At 62.4% G+C, this 25807-nt stretch carries 20 protein-coding genes and 1 tRNA gene; 19 read left to right on the top strand and 2 right to left on the bottom strand.

From position 1 onward, the window contains the following. A partial coding sequence (locus LDO54_RS30935) for a YihY/virulence factor BrkB family protein (RefSeq protein ID WP_224015198.1) occupies positions 1–1073 on the bottom strand: 1073 nt, incomplete at its 3' end. A 388-nt stretch (positions 1074–1461) separates the two neighbouring features. Here LDO54_RS30935 and fdnG point away from each other — a divergent pair. The 7 genes from fdnG (at position 1462) to LDO54_RS30900 (ending at position 10711) form a co-directional block, all read left to right on the top strand. Beyond that, positions 1462–4533, top strand: coding sequence for a formate dehydrogenase-N subunit alpha (gene fdnG, locus LDO54_RS30930; RefSeq protein ID WP_224015196.1), 3072 nt, complete (start codon positions 1462–1464; stop codon positions 4531–4533). A 9-nt stretch (positions 4534–4542) separates the two neighbouring features. Continuing rightward, the gene (gene fdxH, locus LDO54_RS30925) at positions 4543–5490 is read left to right on the top strand and encodes a formate dehydrogenase subunit beta (RefSeq protein WP_224015194.1); all 948 of its coding nucleotides are present in this window, start codon (positions 4543–4545) and stop codon (positions 5488–5490) included. Continuing rightward, entirely contained in the window at positions 5477–6103 is a 627-nt protein-coding gene (locus LDO54_RS30920; RefSeq protein ID WP_224015192.1) for a formate dehydrogenase subunit gamma, read from the top strand. The genes fdxH and LDO54_RS30920 overlap by 14 nt, the downstream gene beginning before the upstream one ends. Before the next feature lie 111 nt (positions 6104–6214). Continuing rightward, a complete protein-coding gene (fdhE, locus tag LDO54_RS30915) occupies positions 6215–7147 on the top strand; it encodes a formate dehydrogenase accessory protein FdhE (protein ID WP_224015190.1) in 933 nt (310 codons plus the stop codon). Between the two features lie 80 nt (positions 7148–7227). Then, positions 7228–8655 carry an L-seryl-tRNA(Sec) selenium transferase gene (gene selA / locus LDO54_RS30910; protein WP_436975728.1) on the top strand — a complete coding sequence of 476 codons (1428 nt, stop codon included), beginning with the start codon at positions 7228–7230 and terminating at the stop codon, positions 8653–8655. Further along, the gene (selB, locus tag LDO54_RS30905; protein WP_224015186.1) at positions 8652–10571 is read left to right on the top strand and encodes a selenocysteine-specific translation elongation factor; all 1920 of its coding nucleotides are present in this window, start codon (positions 8652–8654) and stop codon (positions 10569–10571) included. Before selA ends, selB begins: the two co-directional genes overlap by 4 nt. A gap of 44 nt (positions 10572–10615) precedes the next feature. Further along, positions 10616–10711: transfer RNA gene (locus LDO54_RS30900), tRNA-Sec, on the top strand. A 113-nt stretch (positions 10712–10824) separates the two neighbouring features. Here the strand turns inward: LDO54_RS30900 and LDO54_RS30895 are convergent. Continuing rightward, positions 10825–12399: a methyl-accepting chemotaxis protein gene (locus LDO54_RS30895; RefSeq protein WP_224015184.1), complete on the bottom strand. Its 1575-nt coding sequence runs from the start codon at positions 12397–12399 to the stop codon at positions 10825–10827. Between the two features lie 329 nt (positions 12400–12728). Here LDO54_RS30895 and LDO54_RS30890 point away from each other — a divergent pair, with 329 nt between their 5' ends. The 12 genes from LDO54_RS30890 to LDO54_RS30835 all read left to right on the top strand — a co-directional run bounded on the left by LDO54_RS30890 (position 12729) and on the right by LDO54_RS30835 (position 25743). Then, positions 12729–13964, top strand: a complete 1236-nt coding sequence (locus tag LDO54_RS30890) for an MFS transporter (RefSeq protein WP_224015182.1) — start codon at positions 12729–12731, stop codon at positions 13962–13964. 79 nt (positions 13965–14043) lie between these two features. Next, on the top strand, positions 14044–14958 hold the full coding sequence (locus LDO54_RS30885) for a LysR family transcriptional regulator (RefSeq protein WP_224015180.1): 915 nt from the start codon (positions 14044–14046) through the stop codon (positions 14956–14958). Between the two features lie 110 nt (positions 14959–15068). Then, positions 15069–16598: an amidase gene (locus LDO54_RS30880; protein ID WP_224015178.1), complete on the top strand. Its 1530-nt coding sequence runs from the start codon at positions 15069–15071 to the stop codon at positions 16596–16598. 7 nt (positions 16599–16605) lie between these two features. Further along, positions 16606–17967, top strand: coding sequence for a D-serine ammonia-lyase (dsdA, locus tag LDO54_RS30875; RefSeq protein ID WP_224015176.1), 1362 nt, complete (start codon positions 16606–16608; stop codon positions 17965–17967). Positions 17968–18452: 485 nt separating this feature from the next. Beyond that, positions 18453–18644 (top strand): hypothetical protein, encoded by a 192-nt coding sequence (locus tag LDO54_RS30870; protein ID WP_224015174.1) that lies wholly within the window; start codon positions 18453–18455, stop codon positions 18642–18644. Between the two features lie 373 nt (positions 18645–19017). Continuing rightward, complete coding sequence (locus LDO54_RS30865) at positions 19018–20337, top strand: ABC transporter substrate-binding protein (protein WP_224015173.1); 1320 nt, start codon at positions 19018–19020, stop codon at positions 20335–20337. An 82-nt stretch (positions 20338–20419) separates the two neighbouring features. Continuing rightward, entirely contained in the window at positions 20420–21148 is a 729-nt protein-coding gene (locus LDO54_RS30860) for an ABC transporter ATP-binding protein (RefSeq protein ID WP_224015171.1), read from the top strand. Beyond that, a complete protein-coding gene (locus LDO54_RS30855) occupies positions 21132–21833 on the top strand; it encodes an ABC transporter ATP-binding protein (RefSeq protein ID WP_224015169.1) in 702 nt (233 codons plus the stop codon). The genes LDO54_RS30860 and LDO54_RS30855 overlap by 17 nt, the downstream gene beginning before the upstream one ends. A gap of 4 nt (positions 21834–21837) precedes the next feature. After that, positions 21838–22704 carry a branched-chain amino acid ABC transporter permease gene (locus tag LDO54_RS30850; RefSeq protein ID WP_224015167.1) on the top strand — a complete coding sequence of 289 codons (867 nt, stop codon included), beginning with the start codon at positions 21838–21840 and terminating at the stop codon, positions 22702–22704. Then, positions 22701–23666, top strand: coding sequence for a branched-chain amino acid ABC transporter permease (locus tag LDO54_RS30845; protein WP_224015165.1), 966 nt, complete (start codon positions 22701–22703; stop codon positions 23664–23666). Before LDO54_RS30850 ends, LDO54_RS30845 begins: the two co-directional genes overlap by 4 nt. 65 nt (positions 23667–23731) lie before the next feature. Continuing rightward, positions 23732–24154, top strand: a complete 423-nt coding sequence (locus tag LDO54_RS30840; protein ID WP_224015164.1) for a nuclear transport factor 2 family protein — start codon at positions 23732–23734, stop codon at positions 24152–24154. 518 nt (positions 24155–24672) lie between these two features. Then, positions 24673–25743, top strand: coding sequence for a porin (locus LDO54_RS30835; protein WP_224015162.1), 1071 nt, complete (start codon positions 24673–24675; stop codon positions 25741–25743). Positions 25744–25807: the final 64 nt, after the last annotated feature.

Raw genomic sequence — 25807 nt, 5'->3', positions numbered from 1 at the left:
TCCGCACCATCCGCACCATTCGCACCGTTCGCACCGTTCGCACCGTTCCCCGCCGCATCCGCGCCACGGCCCGCCGCGATGGCTTTCGCCATCTGCGCGCCCGCCGCCGCTTCGCGCATCGGCGCAATGGTGGACGCGGCCAGTACCGAAGCCAGCTTGGCGCGGCTGCCCGGCGGCGTTTCTTCCAGCATTCCCCACGCGCCACGCGGATCGTGCAGACGGCCGCGCGCGGCGGAAAACTCCGCGCCGAGCAGCAGCACCGCCGCCGAGAAATACAGCCACATCAGCAGCACGGCCAGCGAACCGGCCGCGCCGAACGCCGTGGCCATGCCTGCGTGCGCCAGATAAAGCGCGAACAGTTTCTTGCCGACCGAAAACAGCACGGCCGCGACGATGCCGCCGACCAGCGCGTCGCGCCACTGCACGGGCGCATCGGGCAGAAATTTCATCAGTCCCGCGAACGCGACCGCGAGCACCAGCAGCCCGACCACGAGCTGGATGATGTTGCCGATGATCAGATAGGTCGATTCGCCCATCAGCCACTGGCCGACGAAGGTGATGGCCGCGTCGAGCACCAGCGAAACAATCAGGAGAAAGGCGACGCCCAGCACGAGGCCGAACGAGATCAGCCGCACGCGCACGAGCGCAAAGACCGACGACGAGCGCGGCCCTTCGAGCGGCCAAACAATATTGAGTGCGGAATTGAGCGACGAAAACGTTGCGGAAGCGCCGACCGCGAGCATCGCCAGCGAGATCACGGCGGCGACGCCGCCCGCGCTGCCCGCGCGATGGGCGTTCTGCACGATCGTGGTGATGGCGGCGGCGGCGTCGTTGCCGAGCACGTTGTGAACCTGGCGGAACAACTCGCCGCGCGCCGCGTCGGCGCCGAAAAACCAGCCCGCCACGGCGATCACCATGACCAGCGTCGGCGCGAGCGAAAACGCGGAATAGAAGGCAATGCTGGCGGCGAGCGACGGGCAGCGGTTGGCGATGAACTGGCGGCAGGCGCCTACCGCCCACGACGCTTCTTTGCGCGCGGCCGATTCGAGCCGTTCGGAGGAAATAGTTGCCATGATCGACGTCCCGCGGTTCGGCGTGAAGACAGGGTGATGCGGTTGCGGCTCGCTGCTGGTTCGTGCTGGTTCGTGCTGGTTCGTGCTGTTTCGAAATGCTGCGTCGTGCTGGTCGAGGTGCTGCGTTGCAGCCGGTCGCGGCGCGCGCAACCGATCCCGCAGACAGGGAGCAGATCGCGTTTCGCTTCAAGTCCCGAAGCGGCCCGAAGCGGCCCGAAGCCGCCCGAAGCCCGGCGGCCCCACACGTGAGTCACACGAAGTTAGTCACACGAATATAGCAAGCGCAATACCCGGGCGCGCTGGATCTGCGCGGTGCATCTCGCGCGATCCGGCGCCCAAAACGTCTTATACTGAAACGACCCACAACCAGAAAGCCGAGGACGCAATCATGTTGCAGATGTCCCGGCGTCAGTTCCTCAAGGTCACGGCTACGTCGCTGGCAGGATCCAGCCTCGCGTTGATGGGCTTCGCGCCCGCCGACGCGCTTGCCGAAGTCCGACAATACAAACTGGCGCGTACCACTGAAACCCGCAATACCTGCCCGTACTGCTCGGTGGGTTGCGGCATCCTCATGTACGGTCTCGGCGACGGCGCGAAGAACGCCACGGCGAGCATCATCCACATCGAGGGCGATCCCGATCATCCGGTCAACCGCGGCACGCTCTGCCCGAAGGGTGCGAGCCTGATCGACTTCATTCACAGCCCGAACCGGCTCAAGTACCCGGAATATCGGGCGGCAGGGTCGAACGAGTGGAAACGCATCTCGTGGGACGAGGCGCTCGACCGCATCGCGAAGCTGCTCAAGGAAGATCGCGACGCGAACTTCGTCGAGAAAACAGCGGACGGCAAGACCGTCAACCGCTGGCTGACCACCGGCATGCTGGCCGCGTCGGCGGGCAGCAACGAAGTCGGATATCTCACGCATAAAGTGGCCCGCTCGATGGGCCTGCTCGCATTCGACAACCAGGCGCGTGTCTGACACGGCCCGACGGTGGCAGGTCTTGCCCCGACGTTTGGCCGTGGTGCGATGACGAACCATTGGGTTGACATTCGCAATGCGGACGTGATTCTGGTGATGGGCGGCAATGCGGCCGAGGCGCACCCGTGTGGCTTCAAGTGGGTCACGGAGGCGAAGGCGCACCGCAAGGCGCGGCTCATCGTGGTGGATCCGCGCTTCACGCGCACGGCATCGGTCGCGGATTATTACGCGCCGATCCGCACCGGCACGGACATCGCTTTCCTGGGCGCCGTCATCAACTGGCTGCTCACGAACGACAAGATCCAGCACGAGTACGTGAAGAACTACACGGACTTCTCGTTCATCGTGCGCGACGATTTCGCGTTCAACGACGGCATTTATTCGGGCTACGATCCGGCGAAGCACGCGTATCCCGACAAGGCGTCGTGGAACTACGAAATCGGCGACGACGGTTTCGTGAAAACCGACGACACCTTGCAGAATCCGCGCTGCGTGTATCAGCTGCTCAAGCTGCATTACTCGCGCTATACGCCCGAGATGGTGGAGAAGGTCTGCGGCACGCCGAAGGATAAATTCCTCAAGGTGTGCGAAATGCTGGCGAGCACGGCGGTGCCGGGCCGCGCGGGCACGATCCTGTACGCGCTCGGCTGGACCCATCACTCGATCGGCGCGCAGATGATCCGCACCGGCGCGATGGTGCAATTGCTGCTCGGCAACATCGGCATCGCGGGCGGCGGCATGAACGCGCTGCGCGGGCACTCGAACATCCAGGGTCTCACCGACCTCGGGCTGATGTCGAATCTGCTCACCGGCTACATGACGCTGCCGACCGAGGGCGAACAGGACTACGACGGCTACATCAAGAAGCGCGCCTCGCAGCCCATGCGGCCCAATCAGCTCAGCTACTGGCAGCACTACGGCGCGTTCTTCGTGAGCTTCATGAAGGCGTGGTGGGGCGACAACGCGACTCAGGAAAACAACTGGGGTTACGACTGGCTGCCCAAGCTCGACAAGCCCTACGATCTCTTGCAGACCATCGAGCTGATGAATCAGGGCAAGGTCAACGGCTATATCTGCCAGGGTTTCAACGTGATCGCGTCGGCGCCCGACAAGGCCAAGACGCTGTCCGCGCTCGGCAAGCTCAAGTGGCTCGTCATCATGGACCCGCTCGCGACCGAAACGTCCGAGTTCTGGAAGAAGTACGGCGAGTTCAACGACGTCGATACGGCGTCGATCCAGACCGAGGTGTTCCGTCTGCCCACCACCTGTTTCGCGGAGGAAAACGGCTCGCTCGTGAGTTCGAGCCGCGTGCTGCAATGGCACTGGAAGGGCGCGGAGCCGCCGTTCGAGGCGAGGAGCGATCTGGAGATCATGTCGGGGCTGTTCCTGCGCATCCGCGCGGCTTATCAGAAGGACGGCGGCAAGCTGCCCGATCCGATCGTCAAGCTGAGCTGGCCGTATTCCGATCCCGCGAGCCCCACGCCCGAGGAACTCGCGAAGGAATACAACGGCAAGGCGCTCGCCGATCAGACCGACCCGAAGGACCCGACCAAGGTGCTCGTGAAGAAGGGCGATCTGCTTTCCGGCTTCGCGCAATTGAAGGACGACGGCACCACCGCGAGCGGCTGCTGGATCTTCTGCGGCGCGTGGACCCAGGCGGGCAATCAGATGGGCCGTCGCGACAACTCGGACCCGACCGGCATCGGCCAGACGCTCAACTGGGCGTGGGCATGGCCCGCGAACCGGCGCATTCTGTATAACCGCGCCTCGTGCGATACGGCGGGCAAGCCGTTCGATCCCACGCGCAAGCTGATCGGCTGGAACGGCGCGGCGTGGACGGGCGCGGATGTGCCCGACTACAAGGTGGATGAGTCGCCCGATCTCGGCATGGGTCCGTTCATCATGAACCCCGAGGGCGTGGCGCGTTTCTTCGCGCGCGACGGCATGAACGAAGGGCCGTTCCCCGAGCATTACGAACCCTTCGAGAATCCGCTCGGCTACAACCCGTTCCATCCCAACAATCCGCAGGCCACCAGCAATCCGGCGGCGCGCGTGTTCCCGGACGACCGCAAGACGTTCGGCACCGCGCAGAACTTCCCGCATGTCGCGACCACGTATCGCCTCACCGAGCATTTCCACTTCTGGACCAAGCACGCGCGGCTGAACGCCATCATCCAGCCGCAGCAATTCGTCGAGATCGGCGAGGAGCTGGCGAAGGAAGTGGGCGTGGTCGACGGCGGACGCGTCAAGGTGTCGAGCAACCGCGGCTATCTGATCGCGGTGGCCGTGGTCACCAAGCGCATCAAGGCGCTCACGATCGAGGGCAAGAAGGTGCACACCGTGGGCGTGCCGCTGCACTGGGGCTTCACGGGACTGACGAAACCCGGCTATCTGACGAATACGCTCACGCCGCCCGTCGGCGACGGCAATTCGCAGACGCCCGAGTTCAAGTCCTTCCTCGTGAAAGTGGAAAAGGCGTAAGGGGGGAACATGGCACTACAGTCACTCGACGTCAAACGCCAGTCGGCTACCACCACGCCGCCGCCGGGCGTGCGCGAGCCGGTCACGGGCGCGGTCGCGAAGCTTATCGACGTCACCAAATGCATCGGCTGCAAGGCGTGTCAGACCGCATGCATGGAATGGAACGACCTGCGCGACGAAGTCGGCATCAACACCGGCGTGTACGACAATCCGCGCGACCTTACCGAGCACTCGTGGACCGTGATGCGCTTCACGGAATACGAGAACCCGGACGGCAACCTCGAATGGCTGATCCGCAAGGACGGCTGCATGCATTGCGAGGATCCGGGCTGTTTGAAGGCTTGTCCTTCGCCGGGCGCGATCGTGCAGTACACGAACGGCATCGTCGATTTTCACGAGGAAAACTGCATCGGCTGCGGCTATTGCATCACGGGCTGTCCGTTCAATATTCCGCGGCTCTCGAAGACGGAACATCGTGTGTATAAATGCACGCTCTGTTCCGACCGCGTGGCCGTGGGGCAGGAGCCCGCCTGCGTGAAGACCTGCCCGACGGGCGCGATCGTGTTCGGCACCAAGGAGGACATGAAAGTGCACGCGGCCGAGCGCATCGAGGATCTCAAGGAGCGCGGCTTCGACAAGGCCGGTCTCTACGATCCGCCGGGCGTGGGCGGCACGCACGTGATGTACGTGCTGCATCACGCCGACAAGCCGTCGCTCTATCACGGCTTGCCCGACAATCCGCGCATCAGTCCGTTCGTGCGCTTGTGGAAGGGCATGGCGAAGCCGCTCGCGCTCGCGGGCATTGCGGTCGCGGCGCTGGCGGGCTTCTTCCACTACACGCGCATCGGCCCGAACGAAACGCATGCCGAAGACGAACAGGCCGCCGTGGACGAAGCGCGGCGCATTCGCGAATCCCGCGGCGAACCTCCCGAGGAGCGCAACGATGAACGACCCTAAACCGCGTCTGATCCAGCGTTACACGGCCAACGAGCGCAGCAATCACTGGATTACGGCGATCACGTTCGTGCTGCTCGCGCTCTCCGGTCTCGCGATGTTTCATCCGGCGATGTTCTGGCTCTCCGCGCTGTTCGGCGGCGGCCAGTGGACGCGCATTCTGCATCCGTTCATCGGCGTGGTGATGTTCGTGTCGTTCATGATTCTCGTGCTGCGTTTCTGGCATCACAACTATCTGGACAAAGCCGATATTCAATGGCTCAAACAGATGGACGACGTGCTCAACAACCGCGAGGACAAGCTGCCGGAAATCGGTAAATACAATGCGGGACAGAAGCTGTTATTCTTCACGCTGGTGGTTTGCCTCGTGCTGCTGCTCGTGAGCGGCATCGTGATCTGGCGTCGCTATTTCTCGTTCTATTTCCCGATCACGGTGATCCGCGTGGCCTCCGTCGTGCATGCGGCCGCGGCCTTCGTGCTGATCGTCTCCATCGTCGTGCATATCTATGCGGCGCTCTGGGTGAAGGGATCGATCGGCGCCATGACGCGCGGTTATGTGACGTGGGGCTGGGCGCGCAAGCATCATCCGCGCTGGTTCCGCGAGAGCATCAAATAAGGCTCGCGTGCGCTCACGCCTTGCGCGTGGCGCGCGCCGCCGGCAAGCCGCCCGCCTGCGAAGGCGCGGCGGCTTTTTGTTTGTCGGAGCAGGTGTGGGAGAAGACTCGCCGTGACGCAACGCATACTCGACCCTGAGCAGATTCAGACTCAAGATCCTTCCGCGATTCCGCGCATTCGTCTGCCCGAACGCGCCACGCTGTTCAAGGAACGCGCGGCGCGGCTGCGCAAGCTCGCGGACCACAATCCCATCGGCGGCTATGTGCGGTTGATGGCGGCGCTCGTCGACGCGCAGCAGCAGGCGCTCGACCCTCTCGACGCGCGTATGCCCGAGCGCGAGGCCATCGAGCACGCGCAACGCCATTCGATGCCGATCCTGCCTGCGCTCGGCGGCGAACGCGATCCGCAATGGCGCGAGGTGCTGCGCCGTCTCGCCGACCGCGTGGAAGCCGCGGGCGCGGTCACACCCGCGCTCGCGAAAGTGCTCGACGCGTTGCGCGCGATGAGCGACGCGCAACTCGACGCGCAAGCCGACGCATTGCTCGCGCAGCGTCATAGCGAAGTGTCGCCGGCCACCGCGCCGTTCATCATGGCCGCGCTGCAGGTGGTGTGGACCGATCTCGCGAGCCGCCTGAACGCGCGCGACGTGCCTTATGTCGATGCGCCTGGCGTGTGCCCGGTGTGCGGCACGCCGCCCGTCGCGAGCATCGTGCGCGTGGGCGGCGCGTTGCAGGGTTATCGCTTCACGCAGTGCAGCCTGTGCGCGACCGAGCATCATGTGGTGCGCGTCAAATGCACGAATTGCGATTCGACCAAGGGCATCGCGTATCACGGCATCGAAGGCGGCAACGGCGCGTTGAAGGCCGAATCGTGCGACGAATGCCATACGTATCGCAAGATCGGCTATCAGGAGAAGGATCTCGACTTCGAACCGCTCGCCGACGATCTCGCGAGCCTCACGCTCGACTTGCTGATGAGCGAAGCCGGATACCGGCGCGCGAGCGCGAATCCGCTGCTGTATCCCGAAGCGCCTGCCGATCAATGACGCGAACTCCGCCCATGAGCGAAACGGATCTGCAACACGGCGCGTCACCGGCTGAATCCGATGCGCGAGCGCTCAACGCGATGCTCGCGCAGATGCCCGCGGTGGAACGCGTGATCGCGTCTGAAAACGCGCAGCCGCTGATTACCGAATACGGCCGCACGCAGGTGCTCGCGGCGATCCGCGCGACGCTCGACGGCTGGCGGCGCGAGGCGCAGGCGGGCACGTTGAAGTTCGACGTGAACGCGAACGAAGGTGCAGGGGCCGAGCCGTTTTCCATTGCCCGCGTGATCGAAGCCACATCGACCACCTTGCAGGCGCGCGCGCAAAGCGCGTTGCGCGCCGTGTTCAATCTCACCGGCACCGTGCTGCACACGAACCTCGGCCGCGCGCTGCTGCCCGACGAAGCGGTGCGCGCCGTGGTGCAAGCGCTCACGCAGCCCGCGAACCTCGAATTCGATCTCGCCACCGGCAAGCGCGGCGACCGCGACGATCTGATCGACGAACTCATCTGCGAACTCACGGGCGCGGAGGCGGCGACCGTCGTCAACAACAATGCGGCGGCGGTGCTGCTGTCGCTCTCGGCGCTGGCCGCGCGCAAGGACGTGATCGTCTCGCGCGGCGAACTCGTGGAGATTGGCGGAGCGTTTCGCATTCCTGACATCATGAGCCGCGCGGGCGCGCGTCTGCGCGAAGTCGGCACGACCAATCGCACGCATCTGAAAGACTACGAGGCGGCGATCAGCGACCGCACGGCGCTGCTGATGAAAGTTCATTGCAGCAACTACGCGATCAGCGGCTTCACGAAGACCGTCGAACTCGACGAACTCGCGCCGCTCGCGCGCCAGCATGGCTTGCCGGTGGCGGTCGATCTCGGCAGCGGCACGCTCGCGGATCTCACGCAATGGGGCCTGCCCGCCGAACCCACGGTGCGCGAGACCGTGGAAGCGGGCGCGGACCTCGTGACCTTCAGCGGCGACAAGCTGCTCGGCGGACCGCAGGCCGGGTTGATCGTCGGGCGCAAGGAACTGATTGCGAAGATCAAGAAGCATCCGCTCAAGCGCGCGCTGCGCGTAGGCAAGCTCACGCTCGCCGCGCTCGAACCCGTGCTGCGGCTCTATCGCGCGCCCGAACAGCTGCGCGAACGGCTCACCACGCTGCGTCTGCTTACGCGTCCTGCGCAGGAGATGCACGACGCCGCCACGCGCGCATTGCCCGCCTTGCAACGCGCGCTCGGCGACGCGTACACGGCGGGCATCGAGCCGATGTTCAGCCAGATCGGCAGCGGTGCGCTGCCCGTCGATCTGCTGCCAAGCAGCGGCCTCGTGATCCGCCGCGCGGGCAAGGGCGGCAGCGGGCGTGCGTTGCTCAAGCTGGAGCGCGCGTTGCGCGCGCTGCCGCGTCCCGTGATCGGCCGCATCGCCGACGATGCCTTGCGTCTCGATCTGCGTTGCGTCGAAGGCGCGGACGAAGCCGCGTTCGTCGCGCAATTCGCGGAGCTGCGCCTGTGATCGTCGGCACGGCAGGGCATATCGATCACGGCAAGACCACGCTTGTGCGCGCGCTGACCGGCGTCGACACGGACCGCCTCAAGGAAGAGAAAGCGCGCGGCATTTCCATCGAACTCGGCTATGCGTACACGCCGCTCGCGAACGGCGACGTGCTCGGTTTCATCGACGTGCCGGGCCACGAAAAACTCGTGCATACGATGGCGGCGGGCGCGTGCGGTATCGACTTCGCCTTGCTCGTGATTGCCGCCGACGACGGCGTGATGCCGCAAACGCGCGAGCATCTGGCGATCCTGCAATTGCTGGGCGTCACGCACGGCGCGGTCGCGCTCACGAAGACCGATCGCGTCGACGCCGCGCGGCTCGCGCAAGTGCGCGCGGAAATCGACGCGTGGCTCGCATCGAGCGCATTGGCGGGCGCGCCATGCTTCGAAACGAACGCGACGGAAAACGGCGATGCAGGCGTCGCGCAACTCGACGCGTTCTTGCGCGAGCGCGCGACCGCGTGGCAGGCGCGTCGCGACGACGGCCTGTTCCGGCTCGCCGTCGATCGCGTGTTCACGTTGACGGGACAAGGCACGGTCGTGACCGGCACGGTGTTCGCGGGCCGCGTGCAGACTAACGACGCCATGCTGCTCGCGCCCGCAGGCGAAACGGTGCGCGTGCGCAGCATCCACGCGCAAAACCGCGCCGCCGAAACCGGACGCGCGGGCGAGCGCTGCGCGCTCAATCTCGCGGGCATCGACAAGGCGCAGATCGCGCGCGGCGACTGGATCGTCGACGCGCGGCTCGCGCAAACCGCGACGCGTCTCGACGTCGAACTGCATCTGCTCGCCGATGCGGGCATCACGCTCACGCACTGGTCGCCGCTGCACGTGCATCTGGGCACGACGCATCGCGTCGCCAACGTCGCGCTGCTCGACGGCGATACGCTGGGCGCGGGCGACACCGCGCGCGTGCAACTCGTATTCGACGCGCCGCTGCATGCGCTGCCGGGCGACCGCTTCATCGTGCGCAATGCGCAGGCGAGCCGCACGGTGGGCGGCGGGCGCGTGCTCGATCCGTTCGGTCCGGCGCGGCGCAGACGCACACCGGAGCGGCGCGCGTGGCTCGATGCGTTGCGCGTGTGGCTCGACGAAGGACGCGTCGATGCGCTGATCGGCGAAGCGCCGCGCGGGCTCGCGCTCGCGACGCTCACGCAGTTGACGGGTCAGGCCGCCGATGCGCTGGCGTTACCCGCCGATGCGGTGACGATCGCGCCGCAAGGCCGCGCCGAGGAATCGGTCGTGCTCGCGCGCGATCACTGGACGCGCCTGGCGGCACGCATCGTCGAGGTGCTGGGCGATTTTCATGCGCGCTCGCCCGACGAGCAGGGCCCGGACGCCGCGCGCTTGCGGCGCATGGCGGCACCGCTCGCGAGCGATACGGTCTGGCGCGCGGCGGTGGATGCGCTCGTCGACGAAGGACGGATTGCGCGAAGCGGACCGTGGCTGCATTTGCCGTCGCATGCGGTGACGCTCGATGCGCAGGAGGAAGCGCTGGCCGCGCGGCTCATGCCGTTGATTGCGCAGGGACGCTATGATCCACCGTGGGTGCGCGATCTGGCGAGAGAAACACAGGAATCCGAAGAAAGGGTGCGTGCGTTGTTGCGCAAGCTTGCGCGGCTGGGCAGGCTTTATCAGATCGTGCGCGATCTGTTTTACGATCAGGACGTGGTGCACGAGCTTGCGCGTCTGGTGGCGAAACTCGCGCAGGAGCAGGGCGCGGGTGTGGGCGCGGCGGCGTTTCGCGATGCGTCGGGTCTCGGGAGAAAACGCGCGATCCAGATTCTGGAGTTCTTCGACCGCGTTGGATATACTCGTTTCCAGCGTGAACGGCATCTGCTGAGACCCGATAGCCGGATGCGTGAATGGCTGTGAAAGGGTGGTGACGTTTAGCAGGTTTAGCGGTTTGATCGGTTAAAGGAAGGCAATCGCATCGGGTGGTGCGGCTGGGCTTCAAACCCAGTTGGGGACGTCAGCCGTTCCTGGGACAGTTCGACTCTGTCTGCCCTCCGCCAGTTTTTTCGCCGGTGGTTGTCGCTACCACCACCACCAGCAGCAGGAAGACCAGGCAGCGCAGGCGAATGACGCTGCCCCTGGTCCTCTAGACTTCCGTATAGGCAATGCGCGCTTACCGACGCAAGCCCTGGCCGCTCGCCTCCGTGCGGAAGACCGCCACCGCATCCTTGAGCACCCGCGTCTGATCTTCGAGAGACAGCGCGGCCGCCGATGCTTCCTCGACCAGCGCGGCGTTCTGCTGCGTGACCTGATCCATTTGCGCCACCGAGCGGCTGACCTGCTCGATGCCCGTCGATTGCTCGGTCGAAGCGGCGGAGATTTCGCCCATCAGATCGTTGACCTTGTTCACCGAGGCGAGGATTTCGGCCATCACGCCGCTTGCCTTCTCGACTTGCTGAGCGCCCGATTCCACGCGTGCGAGCGAGTCGGTGATGCGCTCCTTGATCTCCTTCGCGGCGCTCGCGCTGCGTTGCGCGAGCGAGCGCACCTCGCTCGCCACCACGGCAAAGCCGCGTCCTTCTTCGCCCGCGCGCGCCGCTTCGACGGCAGCGTTCAGCGAGAGAATATTGGTCTGAAAGGCGATGCCCTCGATCACGTTCGTGATGTCGGAAATCTTGCCGGAAAGCTCGGAAAGTCCGCGCATGGTCGCGACGACATCCTTCGACGCGTGATGACCTTGCTGGGTCAATTCCGCCGTGCTCGTGACGAGCTGCGTAGCCTGCTTCGCGTTTTCGGCGTTCTGCCTGACCGTGCTCGTGAGTTGCTCCATCGACGAAGCCGTTTGCTGCAATGCCGCCGCCTGTTCCTCGGTGCGCTGCGAGAGGTCGGTATTGCCGCTCGCCATTTCGTGAACAGCCGTCACGATGACTTCGCTGCCGCCCTGCACCGCACGGACGATGCCGGCAAGGCTGCTCCGCATTGCCTCCATCGCCGCGAACAACCGGCCGATTTCGTTCGACGACTCGCGCGCGATTTTAATGGTCAGATCGCCGCGCGCGACGTGCTCCACCACGTCAACCGCTTCCTTGAGCGGCCTGACGATCATGCGGTCAAGCGCAACATAAACGAGGACAATCAGGACGATTGACAAGGCCAGCAAGCCGATCGCAACGCCAATCAGCAGCGCACGTGTATGCGCCTTTTGTTCTTGCAGCATTTTCGTCTGTTGAGCGGCGACCGCGAAAAACGCGTCGCTGCTCTTGCCGAACGCCATGCTGGTCTGCGTCATCGGACCTTCGTTGGTTTCGGCGTAGGCCTTCGTGTCGTTGTTCGCGATGGCGGCGAACAGACCGTCGATGGCACCCGAGTGCGCGCGGAATGCTCCGCCTACGGTCTCCGCCGTGCCGCGAAGGTCATCGTTATCTTTCGGAATCCTTTCGAAATCGCCATTGGACGCTTTGGCAAGATCGAAGAAGCGCTGGGCGTCCTGCACGGCAGCGTCTTTGGCCGACGGATTCGCCGAGATGGCGATAAAGGCACGGGCCAGCGCGCTCCGCGCCTTCAGATTGTTGATATAGACGTCTTTGAGATCGAGAACCTGCGCATTCAGCGTGGAAATTCGCCCGGAGAGGGCATTGTTCTCATTGAGCGAGGCGATACCGAGCAAGGCCATTAGCAGAACGAGCACGCCAAACAGTCCCAACACCGCAATGAACCCCGTTCTCACGGGGAGGTCTTTCAGTTTCATCATTTTCCTTTTTATTTATTACACAGCGTGTCCGCTGGCACCATGTCTCGCGCAGGTGTTCCCGCGGCTTGGTTCGCCTGTGAAATAACGGCCGGTATGGGGAATTACTTAAGGGTTTTCCTGTGCGTGAGCGCCGTGATGCAAAGCGAAGGGGTAGAGCAGAGAGAAGGGCCGGTCGCTTTCCGATGAGTTTTCGCGAACGCAGGCATCGGAATATGTCACTTGTCGCCCCATTTGTGGCTACTTAGGATCAGTTCGACTAGTCGTGGTGGGAGCGCTCGGCACAGCCGACGCGGGCCCGGTCTTCACTCTCTCGTCGGATGCCCAGCATGATCGACCCCAATAAAAGCAGACGCGCCAGCCTCGCGGTATTCGCGCTGCTCTATCTCGGCTACTGCATTTCGTATATCGATCGCTCGGCGATTGCCTTGTCGCTGGTGGCGATTGGTAAGGAGTTTCACGTTGGCGCGGCGGCGCTCGGCGTAGTCATGAGCACCTTCTACATCAGCTACGCCGCCATGCAGATTCCGGGCGGCTGGATTGCGGACCGTTGGGGCAGCAAGAAAGTCATCGTCGTTTCGGTGGCGTTCTGGTCCCTGTTTACGCTGATGACCGGCCTCGCCTGGTCGCTGGCCTCGCTGATCGCGATCCGCTTTATCTTCGGTCTCGGCGAAGGCGGTTATCCCGGCGCGGCGGTTAAAGGCGTAACCGAATCGTGCGCGCGCGCCGATCGTCCGAAGATGTCCGCTTTCCTGATGTCGTCGAATTACGTGGGCAGCTTTATTGCGCCGCTCGCCATTGCGCCCCTGATTCTGCTGCTGGGCTGGCGTCATGCGTTTGTCGTGGCCGGCTGCGCCGGTCTGGTGTTCGCGCTCTTTTATCTGTTCGCGGTGAAGGATACGCATCAGAAGCGCGATTCGACGGGCCGCTCTACGCGCATCGACGGCGCCGCTACGCGCGCGCTCCTCAAAATGCCGCTGATGTGGAAAATCCTGCTGACGTGGTTCGGTATGGGCATTGTCAACAAGGGACTCGATGCCTGGATGCCCGCGTATCTGCTGACCGAGCGCCACCTCGATCTCAAGGCGGTCGGCATGCTCACGCCGTTGCCGTTCGTGGCGGCGAGCATTTCGACGGCGCTGGGCGGCTGGATTCTCACGCGCTGGTTCGATGGCCGCGAGAAATGGTTGATGGCGGCGTGCTGCGCAATTTCCGGCTTCTTTCTCTATGAAATGTATACGGCTGAAACGGTGACGGGCGTCATCGCGTTTCAATCGATCGTCTACTTCTTCAAGTCGTTCGTATTCGCCGGCGTATTTGCGCTGCCGGCTAAATTCCTGCCGCAAAAACTCATCGGCACGGGCGCGGGTATGGTGAATTTCGGCGGACAGGTCGCGGGATTCGTTGCGCCCGCGGTGATCGGTTTGCTCGTCTCCGTCACCGGCAATTACAACGCCGTGTTTGGTTTCCTGATCGTGGCGACGGCGTTCGCGCTCGTGACCAGTCTGTCGATCCGGCTCTCGCCCGAAGCCGATGCGCGGCTGGGAGTGCCCGAGGAGGCGTGATCGTATCGATCGTCTCGGGCGCATCGGCGGACAATGAGGCGCTATGATGGAACATTCCGCGTATTCCCATCGATCCATCATGAGCGCCCGTATTCTTCAGGAAGCCGCTGTTCGCTACTTCCTCGAAGTGGTCAACACCGGTTCCGTTGCCGATGCTGCCAGCCGTCTTAACGTCGTGCCGTCGGCGGTGAGTCGCCAGATTGCGCGGCTCGAAAGCGAACTCGGTACGCCGCTTTTCGTGCGGCAGTCGCGCGGCATGGTGCCGAGCAAGGCGGGCGAAATGCTCGCCGCCTATGCGCGCCGATCGCAACTGGACGCCGAGCAGATTTCGCTGGAAATCGACGCATTGCGCGGCGAAGCCGAACGCACGATCCATATTGCCTGCACGGAAGGTTTCTCTGCCGCGTTTTTGCCGCGCGCGATGGCGGAGTTTCGCCGCACGGTTGCGCCTGCCTCGTTTGAAGTCGTCGTCGATACGGCGGCAGGCGTCACGCAGCGCGTGCGCGAAGCGGAATGTGATATTGGCCTCACATTCAGTTTCGGGCCCGAAAAGGATATTCACGTGGCGTTCGCCGCGCCTTCGCCCATCTTCGCGATTGTGGCGGCGTCGCATCCGCTGGCGCAATCGGCGCAGGTGTCGTTCCGTGAATTGCTGGCCTATCCGCTCGCCTTGCCGGGCGTTCATTCGACGCTGCACAAGCTGATCGATATCTATTGCAGTCGCGAAGGCGTGGCGTGCAAAAGCGTGCTGAGCAGCGCGACGCTCGAAACGCTGTTGGGTTTTACGATCGCCAGCGACGCCGTCACTTTCAGCGGAGAGTTGTTCGTGCGCCCGCGCGTCGCGAGCGGCGAACTGGTTGCGCTGCCGGTGCCGGAACTCACGACGAGCGAGCGCACGGTGGAAATACAGACGCTCGCGCGGCGCGCGTTGCCGCCGCTGCTGCAATCGTTTATCGAACGCTTGAGCGGCGAACTGTCGCCGCATGTCGATTGAAAATAGCGTTGATCAAAAGTGAATTGACCTTTCGATAATCATCACTAGCGGCCGTATTTGTCGTCGTCTACATTGGGCGAACTCTTGCTTGTCGCTAAATGGACTGTCCGATGAACGATCGCCACGAACTCACCCGTCATAGTGCCGTCGCACTGCGTACGCTGTTGCAGACGCGCGAAATTTCCGCCGTCGAATTGCTCGAAGCCTGTATTGCGCGTATCGAAACGCTGAATCCTTTTGTGAACGCCATCACGGCCACGAGCTTCGAGCGCGCGCGTATCGAAGCCCGCGCGGCCGATGCGGCACTCGCACGCGGCGACGCCATCGGCGCCTTGCACGGCTTGCCTATCGGCATCAAGGATCTCGAAGAGACCGAAGGCATTCTGACCACGTATGGCTCGCCGATCTATCGCGCGAACGTGCCCGCGCAGGACAACACGCTGGTGCGCCGCCTGCGTGCAGCGGGGGCGATCGTCGTCGGCAAGACCAACGTGCCGGAAATGGGTGCGGGCGCAAACAGTTTCAATCCGGTCTGGGGCGCGACGGGCAATCCATTCGATCCGCGTCTGAATGCAGGGGGCTCGTCGGGTGGTTCGGCGGCCGCGCTCGCGCTCGATATGGTGCCGCTCGCCAGCGGCTCGGATACGGGCGGCTCGTTGCGCATTCCCGCCGCGAAATGCGGCGTGGTCGGCTTGCGTACCTCGCCGGGACTCGTGCCGAGCGATCGCAAACCGCTGGGCTGGACGCCGATTGCGGTGGTCGGCCCGATGGGCCGTAACGTCGAAGACACCTGGCTGCAACTCGCGGCGACAGTCGGTCAATCGGGCAGCGATCCGCTGGGTTATCCGTTCGCGATGAACCCGACGATGGACGGCCGCGCGCTCACCGACGTGTCGAAGCTGCGCATCGGTTATACGGAGGATTTCGGCGTTTGCGAAGTCGACAACGATATTCGCGCCGTATTTCGCCGCAAGATCGAATTGCTGCGTCGCGAGGTGGCGGTATGCGAGCCGATCGACGTCGATTTCGACGGTGCGCATCGCTGCTTCGACGTGCTGCGCGCCGAAGCCTTTGTCGCGGGCCTGCAAAAAGCCTATGAAGCCGATCCCAATTCGCTCGGGCCGAATCCGCGTGCGAATTATGAAATGGGTATTGGTCTGGGACTCGCGGATTGCGTGCGCGCGCATGGAGATCAGACGCGCCTGTTCCGCCGCTTCCAGACGCTGTTCGATCGTTACGATGTGATTCTTTCGCCGACCACGCCGGTTTCGCCATTCCCGTGGACGCAGCCGTATCTGAAATCGGTGAATGGCGTCGAACTGGAGAATTACTACCGTTGGCTCTCGCTCACGTATGTGGTGACGCTCGCGACCAATCCGGCCTTGTCGCTGCCGTGCGGTGTCGATCATCGCGGCATGCCGTTCGGCTTGCAGATGATCGGCGCATTTCGCGGCGATCTCGCGCTGCTCGATGCCGCGTGTGCCTTTGAAACGCTGTTTGAAACTTCTGAAGAATTGCGGCGTCCGATTCCCGATGCCGCGAAACTGCGCGCATCGAATGTCGACCTGAAGTCCATCGTCACGCATCCGCCCGTGCTTGATGCTGTCGCGTCTTCCAATAACTCTGCCTCCGCTGTTTGAATTCACCATGATCGAATCGATTTACGGCAAGCCGCTCGATGCCTGGCTGCACGACTACCCGCTCCTGCGCGACCTCATGGCGCTCAAACCGGTCGAGTGGTTCAATCCGGCCGTGGCGCCGCTCGCTGAAGCGATTCACGATATTCCGCTCGATGCCGCCGATATTGCCGATGCGAGCGCGCGTCTGCAGCGTTTCGCGCCGTTCCTCGCCGAGGCCTTCGACGATGTGCGAGAGGCGGGCGGCATGATCGAATCGCCGTTGACCGAAGTGCCTGCGTTCGCGCAGGTAGTGAGCCAGCGCTACGACGTGGAAGCGCCCGCGCGGCTGCTGCTCAAACAGGACAGCCATCTGCCGATTTCCGGCTCGATCAAGGCGCGCGGCGGCATTTACGAGGTGCTCTTTCATGCCGAGCAACTCGCCATCCGTCACGGTCTGCTCAAGGAAGACGACGATTACCGCGTGCTCGCGAGCGACGCTTGCCGTGCGCTGTTTCGCCAGCACAGCATCGCGGTGGGATCGACGGGTAATCTCGGGATGTCGATCGGCATCGCCAGCGCGACGCTCGGCTTTACGACGACCGTGCATATGTCCGCCGATGCACGCCAGTGGAAGAAGGACCGCTTGCGCGCGCATGGCGTCGCGGTGGTGGAATATGCGGGCGATTATGGCGAGGCGATCGAAAGCGGGCGGCGTCTCGCGGAAAACGATCCGATGTGCCATTTCGTCGACGATGAAAACTCGACGACGCTGTTCCTCGGGTATGCCGTTGCGGGCGAGCGTTTGAAGCGTCAGTTCGAGGCCGCGAAGGTGCGCGTGGACGCGGCGCATCCGCTCTTTGTGTATCTGCCGTGCGGCGTCGGCGGCGGTCCTGGCGGCGTGGCGTTCGGCCTGAAACTCGCTTTCGGCGATGCGGTGCATTGCATCTTTGCAGAGCCGACGCATTCGCCGTGTATGTTGATGGGCGTGCTCACGGGCCTGCATGAAAAGCTCGCGGTGCAGGACTTCGGCATCGACAACGTGACGGCCGCCGATGGTCTTGCGGTGGGGCGTCCGTCCGGTTTCGTGGGCCGCGCGATGCAGCGCATGATCGACGGCTATTACACGGTCGATGATCGCGAACTCTATGCGCTGCTCGCGTTGATGGCGCAAACGCAGGATATCCGTCTGGAGCCGTCCGCACTGGCGGGCGCGCCGGGTTTCGCGCGCGTGTCGAAGGCGGCGCAGGACTACCGCACGCGTATGCATCTCGACGATGCAACCATGCGCAACGCGACGCACGTGATCTGGGCGACCGGCGGCGGCATGGTGCCGCAAGCGGAGATGAGCGCGTATCTCGAAGCGGGCAAGAAAGCGGTTGCCGGGACTTGAGAAACGCAAATTAGAAACTGCGCTCCGGTTTGGTGGGCGTTACGGCTTGCCGCAGAGGTTTGCAGTAACGATCTCGCCGCCAATCCGGGGCGATCACGGTGATGATCGCCGGAATGACATCGCCATCGCGCGATACACACCCCTCTCCAGCCGTAGCAACAGGCCGCGAGCGCAGCCTTCTTTCTCGCCCAGGAAGGCCGCCTGATGCAAGGCATTTCACCTATCGGCGCGAGGCGCATTTAAGCCGCCTGCCCGATCACCGCGTTCGCGCGACAGCGCCCGACGCAATCACCTCTCCGCCTCACAGCGTACCGCCCGCGCCGGGTTGAATTCGACAGAATCGAATGGTGCTGTCGACACAATCTGATTGTGCCGAAACCGAATGAGCGGAATCATTCGACAACTACTAAAGCTGCGGAACGCGATCGGACGGCCATGCCGTCAACGGTCACGCGCTAACCGTTTCGGCGTTTGGAGACAACCTGGTGTATGCCCTGTCGACACTGCAGTCGGCCGCGCTGGCGCGCGAGCCGAGGCCCTATCACGTGTTCATTGAGCGCGGCAATTTGTTCGACGTCGACCCGATGGTCATCGCGCCGATATTGCCTGTGGCGCGGCAGTCGTCCGCAGGCGCGCTCGCCGCTATCCCAGTCCCTATTTTCGTCGCGACGCGATGAAGCGTGCAGCGTAAAACAGCACCTGTGTTTGTCGCGGTCAGCGTCCTGATCGGCTGCACGATTGTGCTCGTTGATTCCCAACCTGTTGATTATTACGTCGCCTGAACAGTCGTTTCCCGCTGCGGGAATGACCTGATTGGCGCGGTGTGTCGCCCGCTGCCAGTAGCCCGCATCGAACTGAGCGCCTGCATGGCGAGTACGCAGTCGACGAGCAAGCGGATGAATCTGGAATAGGTAGTAACGCTGAGAAACGCGATTTTCTCGATTGTGATTGCGAGCATCGTTTTTGAAAAGATGTTCGGTTGGTCGATCGCTGGGAAAGCGCGCGGTTCAGCGTAGATGGCTCTCACAAAAAACAAGCGAAGAGGAAATCATGGACAAGACCTTGGATCTGCACGCCGAGCACCCTGATCTGCGCCGGCGCGACTTCCTGAAAATTGCCGCACAGTTGACAGCCGCGGTTTCCGCAACCGCGCTTCCGGGCTTCAGCATGGCCCGATCGCCGGACCAAACCATCAAGATCGGGTTTATTGTTCCGCTCTCGGGTATCCGTGCGTCTTTCGGCGCATCGACTAATTTCTCCATTGATTTCGTTCGCAAGTATCTGAAGGACGGTATCGAAATCGCTGGAAAGAAATACGACGTCGAAATCATCGTCAAGGACAATCAGTCCAGTCCGTCGCGTTCGCTGCAGGTGGGCAACGAGTTAATTCTGAATGACAAGCCGGACATCATTCTCGTGTCCGATGCAGAAGGGGCTACGGCAATCGCCAATCTTGCCGATGCGCGCGGAATCCCGCAGGTTTCGTGCGGCGGACCGTGGCAGGGATGGGTGGCACAGCGCCACTACGACCCCAAGAAAGGTTTCCCCTTCACGTTCCACTTCTTTTGGGGTGCTGACGAATTGGGCCGGACCTACGCATCGCTTTGGGACAATCTGCCGACCAACAAGAAGGTCGGCACGTTGTATGCCGACGATGACGGCGGCCGGGCCATGAGCGACCCGCAGCACGGCTTTCCGCCTGCCTTCAAGGCGGCGGGCTACGAGGTGATCGACACCGGGCTCTTTCAGCTGAACACGGACGACTTCTCGACTCAGATCGCCAGATTCAAGGCGGCCGGCGTCGAAATCGTCGCGGGCCACACCTTCGAGAACCATCTGGCGACCTTCTGGAACCAGGCCATGCAAGCCGGCTTCAGGCCGAAGATCTGCACCATTGCGGCGGGCCTGCTCTTTCCGACGTCGGTCAGCAATCTCGGCAGTCACGGCAATGGCATGTCGACCGAGGTCTGGTGGACGCCGACGTTCCCGTTCAAGTCTTCGCTGACCGGCCAGTCCGCGCAGCAGATTGCCGATGCCTATACGGCAGCGACCGGCAATCAATGGACACAGCCGCTCGGTTACGACCATGCGCTACTGGAAGTCGGCATCGCCGCGCTGAAGGCGTCGGGCAACCCGAAGAACGCCACGGCCGTTCGGGACGCCATCGCCCGGATGACGCTGGACACGGTCGTCGGCAAGGTCGATTTCCAGCATTCGCCGCTCAAGAACATCGGTGTCACTCACATTGTGGCCGGCCAGTGGCAAAAGGCCGACGCCGGGAAGTTCAAATTCGATCTCAAGGTCGTCGGCAATTCCAGCAACCCGGCTGTGCCGCTCAGCGGAAAACTGGAGCCGCTCGCGTTCGGATAAACGGGGGCTGTTGTGAGGAAAGCGGCGTCCGCTTTGGCGGACGCCGTATCTGGTCAAACTGGCGTTGATGGGAGAGGTCGTCTTGGCGCTGCTAGAGGTCGTAAAACTGAGCAAGCGATTTGGTCAGATCGTTGTTGCGGATGACATCAATCTTGAACTCGATGTGGGCGAGTGCGTCGGCGTGATCGGCCCGAACGGGGCGGGCAAAAGTTCGCTGTTCGGAATGATTTCCGGGATTCTCAAACCGGACAGCGGCAACATCCGCCTGAATGGGGAGGACATCACTTTTCTTTCAACCAGCAAGCGGGCGCGTCTCGGCATCGGCCTGGCGTTTCAGATTCCCAAGCCGTTTGCGGGATTGACGGTGTACGAGAATGTTTTCGCGGCGGCCAGTTTCGGCGGGCAAATGTCCGCAGCGAAAGCGCGATCGAAAAGCCTCGAAGTGCTGGAGCGGACCGACCTCGCGCCTATCGGCAACGCGCTCGCCGGATCGCTCACGCTTCTGAACCGCAAGCGGCTCGAACTCGCGAAAGCGTTGGCGCTGAATGCCCGGCTCCTGATGCTCGACGAAATTGGCGCAGGGCTCACGGAGCGCGAAGTCATGCGTTTAGTCGAGACGATTGCCGGGCTGAAAAGTGAGTACGCCATTATCTGGATCGAACATATTGCCCACGCGCTGAAAGCCGTCGCCGATCGCATTGTCGTGCTTGATTTCGGAAGAAAACTGCTGGACAGCCATCCAGACGAAGTCATGAACAGCACGGTCGTCAAGAAAATCTACATGGGGCTCGGCGTTGAAGAACATCATTGAGGTGGACGCGCTCGAGGCGTTCTACGGCGACATGCAGGCGCTATTCGGTGTTTCCCTCACGCTTGCCGAAGGTGAATGCCTGGCGCTGGTGGGAGCGAATGGCGCGGGCAAATCGACCATCCTGCGTGCGCTCACCGGGTTGAACCGAAAGCTCAAGGGCCGCATCGCCTATCAGGGCAAAGACATTACGACGACGTCGGCGGAAGTGATCGCGCGTTCGGGCATCGCCATGGTGCCAGAAGGGCGCATGCTGTTCGCCTCGCTCAGCGTTGAAGAGAACCTCCTGATGGGTACGCTCACGAGACGAAGCGGGCCCTGGACGCTGGCCCGTGTCTACGAACTCTTTCCCGTTTTGCGCGAACGCGCCAGGCAGATGGCCATCACGCTGTCCGGTGGCCAGCAGCAGATGGTGGCGATTGGGCGCGCGCTGCTTTCCAATCCGCGCGTGCTGCTTTGTGACGAAATCTCCCTTGGCCTCGCGCCGGTCATCGTCGGGCAAATCTATGACTCGTTCGGCTTGATTCGCGCAGAAGGCACGGCGGTGATCGTCGTGGAGCAGGACATCAAGCGCGCCCTGGCCGTGTCGGACCGTTTGATCTGCCTGCTGAAAGGGCAGGTGACGCTCGAATTCGATGCAGCGGTGGCGGATATGGATCGACTGACGACCGCGTATTTCGGAGGGTGAGCGGATGAGTTATTTAGAAACCCTGATTAATGGCCTGTTGCTGGGTGGTTTGTACGGCGTTCTCGGCCTGGGGCTGGCGCTGGTTTTTGGCGTGATGCGTGTCATCAATGTCGCGCATGGGGAGTTTATTGTCGGCGCGGCTTTCGTGGCCTTGACGGTGACGAGCCTCGTTCCCGGAATGCCTCCGCTCGTCGCCATCGTGCCCGTGGCTGCGATTGCGTTTGTCATGGGCTATGTCTTCCAGACGATTCTGCTGAACAAGGTCGTTCGCGGCGGAGACATGCTGCCGCCCATGCTGATCACTTTCGGCGTGTCGATCGTGGTGCGCAATCTCATGCTGGCCCGCTTCGGTTCCAATCCGACGGTGCTTCGAACAGGACCGATCGCGCAGGAGTCGTTTTCCGTGGCCGGGATTCATATCGGGCTGTTGCCGCTCGTCACGCTGGCGATTTCGGTTCTGCTATTCAGTGCTCTGCAATACGCGCTTGTTCGAACCGCCTTTGGACGCATGATCCGCGCAACGGCTGACAATCCCGATATCGTGAGATTGATGGGCGTGAATCCGAAACGAATTTACGCCGTCGTCATGGGCATTGCGTTCGTCATGGCATCGATTGCGGGCATCCTGCTGGCCATGCGGACTTCCTTTTCGGCGTCGTCGGGCGTCGACCGTATCCTGATCGCGTTCGAAGTCGTCGTGTTAGGCGGCTTGGGGTCGATCTGGGGGGCGCTCCTTGCTGGCGTCATGCTCGGGGTGGTGCAGTTGATGAGCTTTCAGTTCGACGCCAACTCAGGGCTTCTCTACGCGCACCTGACCTTCCTTGCTTTTCTGCTCGTACGTCCGAACGGTTTGATGGGAGCAAAATCTTGAACAAGCTAGTCGTCAGATCGATTCCTTTTGTGTTGTTTGTAGCCTTCCTGGCGATGTCCCCTTTCGTGCGGGGCGACGGCGCGCTGCACCTCGCCAACGAGATGTTCATCATTATCGTCATCTCGTCGATGTGGAATTTCCTCGCCGGATATGCGGGCCTGGTGTCGCTCGGTCATCAAATGTACTTCGGCGCGGGCGGATATGTCCTGTTCATGTTCGCGAACGCAACCGGCATTTCCCCTTACTTCGGTATCCCGATGGCTTTCGCGTTCGGCGCCTGCGCTGCGGCGATCATCGCCCCGGTGCTCTTTCGGTTGCGCGACGCGTATTTCGCGATCGCCAGCTGGGTGATCGCCGAGGTGGTGTCCATTGCTGTGCAGAAAACGGATGCGTTGGGCGGCATCAGCGGGGTGTCGCTGTCCGATATCTCGGCGCTCGATTTCACGCGTTTCGAATCGCAGATGTTTCTCATCGGCGGCGCCATGGTGTTGCTGACGGTGCTGGGATTCCTGTGGCTTTTGCGCTCAAAGCCGGGTCTCGCTTTCATGTGCGTTCGCGACAACGAACTGGCCGCTCGCACCATTGGCGTCGACGTATGGCGTAACCGCTTTCTCGCTTACGTGCTGTCGGCTGCGGGCTGTGCCGCCGCCGGTGCGCTGAGTTGTTTGAGTGGACTGACTGTCCAGCCGGGCAACGCGCTTTCCGCGGATTGGACCGCGATCATGACGTTCGTGGTCGTGGTAGGCGGAATCGGGACGCTGGAAGGGCCGATTCTCGGCACGCTGATCTACTTCGCGCTCAGACAGTTGCTCACGGTTGTCCTGCCGCTTTCCGGCACCTGGTACATGGTTGCCATGGGCGGCGTCGCCGTGGCGACGATGCTTTACAGCCCGGCCGGTCTGTGGCCGATCCTTCGCGACAAACTGGGCGGGAACTGGCTCGCGATCCGTCGGGCGATGTGATGCCGGAACCCGCGCGGGTTTCGATTGCTGCAATTAACTCAATCAAGAGAGAGCAGAGATCCATCATGGAACGTGCACGCTTTAACGAATATATCCGCCGCTTCAACGAGTGCGATGCTTCGGCCTTCGACGAGTTCATCGCGCCGGACATGAAGATGGTCAACGGAGCGCTGACGTTTACCGGGTCGGCCGGGATGCGCGAACACTACGAAAGCCGGATCTGGCCGTTCTTCGAAGAGAAGTTGAACGTGCTGCGTTTCATCAGCAATGACAATACGCTGGCAATCAGCATGTGGACGCAGTTCACCGCATTGGACAAGGCCGACACCCTGTTCGGCGCCGTCGAGAAAGGGGAGCGATTCGATTATCGCGGCCTGATCATGTACGAAATCGAAGGCGAGCGCTTCACCTCCATTACGGTTGCCTACAACAGTTTTCAAAACACCAAGCTGAGCGGAGAGGTGATCGAAATCGGCATGCCGCATTAGCCGGAAGGAAGCCAGGGGGTTGTCCTCATTGGTGTCTCAGTCCCGTGAGACGCCGATCATAAAGGCGTCCAGCCGATGCAACGGGATCTGCACGCCCGTGCGCCGCTCGTGCGCTGCTCGTCGAGACGTTTCTCGCTACATTCACGGCCCGAAGTCGAGCTCGAAGCATCTTCCGACACGATCAATTCTTGACTTCAGCAGGAATGGATTGTCGTGAACATTCAAGCTCTGTACCTTCGATACCGTGCCGTCATTCGAATATCAGTCTGGGTGAAGTTGTTGAAACAGGACTGGAGAGAACCGGCCAGGCCGGGTCAAGCTCCGCTCAACACACCATGGCCACGCCTTCCCGCAAGTGGGCGTCCCAATACGTGAGCGCCGCAGTTGTCGACCGGTACTCCCCGAAGCCTCACCTCGATGTGGGGCTTCCAGCAGTAGCGTTGGAAACTCATCAGCATGAAATGATTAGTAATGCGATGAAAGATAAAACTATATATTCATAAGGTAAGGAGACGTTGATGAAGAAGCTGCACGTTGCCAGGTCTGCAGTCGCAGCCACCTGTGGTCTGATCTTTGCCGGCGCAGCCCATGCGCAAAGCAGCGTCACGCTGTACGGCATTGTGGATGCGGGTTTGATTTACATGAACAAAACCAACGGGAACAGCGGAAAGCTGGCTGCCTTCAACGACAGTGGCAATATGCCGTCGATTTTCGGCCTGACCGGCACTGAGGACCTGGGCGGCGGCGTCTCGGCGGTGTTCAAGCTCGAAGGCGGTTTCTCCGCCGCGAATGGCAGCTTCAACAACTCCAACGGCAACCTCTTCGGCCGCGACGCATGGGTCGGGATGAAAGGCTCGTTTGGTGAGGTTCACGCCGGCCTGCAGCAATCGCCGTTCTTCATGTCGCTTATTTTCCAGGACCCGCGCAACCTCTCCAACTTCGGCAGTTCGATGCTGTTTCTCGCGACCACCGCGGGCGCAACGAGTATTTTCACTCCGAATGCCATCACGTACACCAGCCCGGTGGTCGGCGGCTTTCAAGGCAGCGCGTTGTTCAGCTTTGGCGGCGTGGCGGGGAATTTCCAGTCCGGCCGCCAGTATTCGGCCAGTCTGAGCTATCACGGTGCAGGGCTCGGCATTAATGCGGCCTATTTCAACGGCAGCGCGGGCGGCACGGTGTCCACAACGCCGTCAACGACGGAGGGCCTGACTGGCGAGCTGATCGGCGCAACCTATACGATCGGTTCGTTCACCGCGAAGGCCTCGTACACGAAGATCAAGGTGGCGGGCGGGAAGAACGAAGATGTCTATGGCGGCGGCCTCGATTACTGGGTCCGGCCGGATATCGACGTGAATACGGGAGTCTGGTACGCGAACAACGCCAATGAATCCGGCAGTCATACCTGGCTGGGATCGATTGGCGCGTATTACTACCTCTCGAAGCGCACGTCGGTCTACGCCCAGTTCGGCATGGTGAACAACCACGGGACGCAGGATATCGGTCTTTCGATGGGCCTGGGTAGCTCCACCATGTTCGGCACAACCGGGACAACGACGGGCGGTTCTATCGGGATCACCCACATGTTCTAAGCGGGCCTCCCGGAGAAGGGGCCGCACAAGTCCCCGATCGAGACGATAAACTGTTTAATGGCGG

Source organism: Paraburkholderia tropica (assembly GCF_914484835.1).
Taxonomy (GTDB): domain Bacteria; phylum Pseudomonadota; class Gammaproteobacteria; order Burkholderiales; family Burkholderiaceae; genus Paraburkholderia; species Paraburkholderia tropica_A.
Note: the sequence above shows the minus strand (reverse complement) of the source record. Positions and strands in the feature narration are given on the sequence as shown.